The sequence below is a fragment of the Streptococcus sp. DD04 genome, from assembly GCF_001578725.1.
Taxonomy (GTDB): domain Bacteria; phylum Bacillota; class Bacilli; order Lactobacillales; family Streptococcaceae; genus Streptococcus; species Streptococcus sinensis.
In genome coordinates this window covers 240,049-244,160 of sequence record NZ_KQ968976.1, presented here as the reverse complement: position 1 = coordinate 244,160, position 4,112 = coordinate 240,049, and the positions used below count along the sequence as shown (strand labels likewise).

The following is a 4,112-nucleotide window of genomic DNA, read 5'->3' as shown; positions in this document are numbered from 1 at the left end:
CCTATTTTACAAGTGGAAAAAGCATTAAGCATAAGGATTGATAAAAATATTTCTCTGTCTCTTTAATTCTCTTGACATTAGAATTGTCAGAATTTATAATAAAAAGAAACTGGTGGTTCATAAAACTCCCTGTTTATTGATGAAAGAAGGATTTGATATGAAGAAAAAATCTGTCTTTGCTTGGATTTGGGAATTTGTTTCCCATCACAAACTCTATTTTATTCTCAGTTTGACTTTTGCCTTTGCTTCTGTGCTAGCTGGTTTTCTACCCTACTTTTTGGTGGGAAATATGATTAATCAGCTCTTGGCTGGCAACCGGGATTGGAATTTCTATCTGGTCCAGTCTGTTTGGGTCGGTCTTTTCTGGATAGCTTATTGGGGGTTTCATGGCATTTCTACCCTGCTTTCCCATACAGCAACCTTTAAGATTCTGGCGGAGATGCGCTACCGTCTGACCGAGAAATTGCGACTCTTGCCTCTAGGAACGGTCTTAGATCAGTCTTCTGGCAGCTACAAGAACATTATTGTGGAGCGGGTGGATGCGACCGAGACCACCTTGGCCCATCTGATTCCTGAGTTTACATCTGGTCTTTTTAGCCCTTTGTTGATCTTGGTAGCCATGTTTGTCATTGACTGGCGGCTGGCTCTGTTTTCGCTTTTAAGTCTACCTATCGCTGTTCTAGCATATATTCGGATGGCGGCTAACAGCGAAGCTGATTATCAGAATACCATTGTTAAGACCAAGAAACTCAACGATACGGCTGTTGAATATATCAATGGGATTGAGGTCATCAAGATTTTTGGCAAGGAGAAATTCTCCTACGATAAATTTGTCAAAGCTGCTAAAGAAGGAGCGGACTGTTTTATCGAATGGATGCGCAAATTCAATCTGGAAATGGCTATTGTGACAGCTTTTCTACCTTCTGGCTTACTCTTTCTGCTACCGGCTGGAACTTATTTTTATCTGCGAGGAAGCGTCAGTGCAGGCAATTTCATCCTTATGATTATCTTGTCACTCAGCCTGCTGACACCTTTGATTTTGGTGGCTAGCTATATGGACGAATTGCGCAAGGTAGGATCTATCTTTGGAGAAGTTATTGCTATTTTGGAAAAGGAAAATTTGGAAAGGCCGATTGCTCTGGCAGAAAAACCTCAGGGGTGTGATTTGGTTATGAAAGATGTTTCTTTTGGCTACTCTGTAGAAAAAGAGGTCTTGCATGGGATTTCCTTTGTTATCAAAGAAGGCAGTATCAATGCATTGGTCGGTCCTTCGGGGTCAGGTAAGTCCACCATTGCCAAACTCTTGGCTTCCTTCTGGGATGTTTCCTCTGGTCAGATTACTTACGGCGGAGTTGATATCCGCCAGTTGCCGCTGGATTATTACAGTCAGCAGATTGCCTATGTTACTCAGGACAATTACCTTTTTGATGAAAGTATTATGGACAATATCCGCATGGGAAATCCTGCAGCCTCGGATGAAGAAGTTATGGAAATTACTCGAAAGTGTGGCTGTTATGACTTTATCCTGCAGCTGGAAGAAGGTTTCCAGACTCGCGTTGGTGTTGGTGGCAGTCATTTGTCTGGTGGTGAGCGTCAGCGGATTGCTATTGCCCGTGCCATGCTTAAGGATGCACCGATCATTATCTTAGATGAGGCGACAGCCTATACTGATCCGGAAAATGAAGCTCGTATCCAGTCCAGCCTGGCTAAGCTGATTGAGGGTCGAACGCTGATTGTTATTGCCCATCGTCTGTCAACCATTAAGACGGCAGAACAAATTCTAGTCCTTAATGCCGGTCGACTTGAGGCTCAAGGGCGTCATGAGGAACTGTTAGAGACCTGTCCGATTTATGCTTCCATGTGGCAGGCTCATATAGCGGTTAAGGATGGAGACCAGCTGGAAGGAGGGGTAGCTCATGCTTAGTATACTGAAAAAATTCTTTGAATTTTGCCAGCCAGAAGATTGCAGAAAATTTTATCTATCCATCTATCTGGGGGTAATCAAATCCTTCATTATCGCCCTGCGTATTCCAGCCATTGGTCTAGTAATCATGGGGTTGATTGAGAAAAATCTGTCCATGCAAACTTTTTGGCTGTCCTTGATTATTATGGCTGTTTCTGTTCTGCTTAATGTCTGGATTACTCTGAAAATTACCATGTTGCAGACAGAAGCTGGCTATCATACCTGTGCTCAGAAACGGATTGAGATTGCCCAGCACATGCGCTATCTGCCCATGGGATATTTCAATCAAACTAGTTTAGGAAAAATCACCAGTGTCACAACCAATACACTGGAAGCCTTATCCGACGTGGCGACGCGGGTGGTCATGATGACAGTCCAGGGCTTTCTCTCCTGTGCTTTGATTACGATTCTAGTCTTTCTTTATGACTGGCGGATCGGTTTGGTTCTGCTGGTGGGGCTGATTCTTTTTCTCTTGCCCAATAGCCTCATGCGCTGGCAGGCGGGTAAGGTATCGGATATCAAGCATAGGGCAGATATGAACCTAGTCGAAGTGGTTCTCGAGTACAGCCAAGGTATTGCTGAAGTCAAGAACTACAATCTAGCTAGCCGATCTAGCAAGAAACTATCGCGGACGATTGATGCAAAGAGCCGACTAGATACCAAGCTGGCCCTAGTCACTTCGCCTTATATTGCCCTTCAAGGTATGATTACCAAGCTGACTGGACTCTTTATGGGGCTCTTCTCAATCTACTTTTATCTGAATGGTAGCATGGAGTTGCTAGTGGCTATCATGATGATTATCAGTGGTTTTATGGTCTATGAAAATCTGGATGGTGTAGGCAGTTTTTCAGCGCTCTTACGCATTGTTGATCTGTCGGTTGATATGGTCAATCAAGTCTTGGCTATCCAGCCGATGGACATCAGCGGTCAGGATATAGAGCCCAAGAGCAGCCGTATTGAGCTGAGAGATGTCAGTTTCTCTTATGGAAATAAAAGGATTATTGACCATGTCTCTCTCTCTATTCCAGAAAAAACGACAACTGCCTTGGTCGGACCTTCTGGCTCTGGCAAGACAACGCTCTGCAATCTCATTGCCCGCTTCTGGGATGTGGAGCAGGGAAATATCAGCCTGGACGGGCGTGATGTCAGGGATTACAGCTATGACAGCCTGATTCGCAATTTCAGCTTTGTCTTCCAAAGCGTCTATCTCTTTGAGGACACCATTGCCAATAACATCCGCTTTGGTAAGCCAGAGGCTAGTCTGGAAGAAGTGATAGAGGCTGCCAAGAAAGCGGCCTGTCATGACTTTATCCTCTCGCTGCCTGATGGCTATGACACCAAGATTGGTGAAGGAGGTGCCAGTCTTTCTGGAGGTGAGCGTCAGCGTATTTCCATCGCTCGGGCTATTATCAAGGATGCGCCTATTATCATTCTGGATGAAGCAACAGCCAATGTTGACCCAGAAAATGAAGAAGCCCTCATGCAGGCTATTCAGGCTCTGACTCGTGATAAGACCATTATCATGATTGCTCACCGACTCAAGACGGTTGAACATGCAGACCAGATTCTGGTGCTGGATCAAGGCCGTATTGTCGAGCAAGGAAAACATCAAGACTTACTAGCCAAACAAGGTATTTACAGTAAGTTTATCCAAGAAAGAAAAACAGCTGCTAGCTGGCGGATTGAGATGGGGGAGTGATAAACTGATACAGCAAGCTATTTAGCTTGCTGTTTTTCATTTAAAGGGAAGAATGGTATAATGAAGTAGAGAAAAATCTTGAATGAGGTAGCCATGAACGAAATCAAATGCCCCAATTGCGGGGAGGTTTTTACAGTCAATGAGAGCCAGTACAGTGAGCTTTTGTCGCAGGTTCGGACAGCAGAGTTTGACAAGGAGATTCATGCTCGGATTGAGCAGGAACTGGCTTTAGCAGAGCAAAAATCGCAGAATGCACAGCAGACTCTCAGCGCTCAAAAAGATCAAGAAATCAGTCGACTAAAGCACCAAATTGATCAGTTTGAAACTGAAAAAGAGTTAGTCAAAAAGGAAGTTGAGAAAGAGTATGACAAATCTATAGTTGACAAGGATCAGACTATCACGGAGCTTCGTAATCAAATTTCTCAATTTGATAGTCAGCAGGAGCTTGCG

Annotated in this window: 2 protein-coding genes and 1 pseudogene; all 3 read left to right on the top strand. The window is 44.2% G+C overall.

Features of this window, described 5'->3' with window-relative positions:
- Positions 1 to 157 precede the first annotated feature (157 nt).
- Positions 158 to 1,924 carry an ABC transporter ATP-binding protein gene (locus tag STRDD04_RS01180; protein WP_062198624.1) on the top strand — a complete coding sequence of 589 codons (1,767 nt, stop codon included), beginning with the start codon at positions 158 to 160 and terminating at the stop codon, positions 1,922 to 1,924.
- Positions 1,917 to 3,662, top strand: coding sequence for an ABC transporter ATP-binding protein (locus STRDD04_RS01175; RefSeq protein WP_062198622.1), 1,746 nt, complete (start codon positions 1,917 to 1,919; stop codon positions 3,660 to 3,662). Before STRDD04_RS01180 ends, STRDD04_RS01175 begins: the two co-directional genes overlap by 8 nt.
- Positions 3,663 to 3,755: 93 nt before the next feature.
- A pseudogene (locus STRDD04_RS01170) lies at positions 3,756 to 4,112 on the top strand (DUF2130 domain-containing protein); the annotation flags it as partial.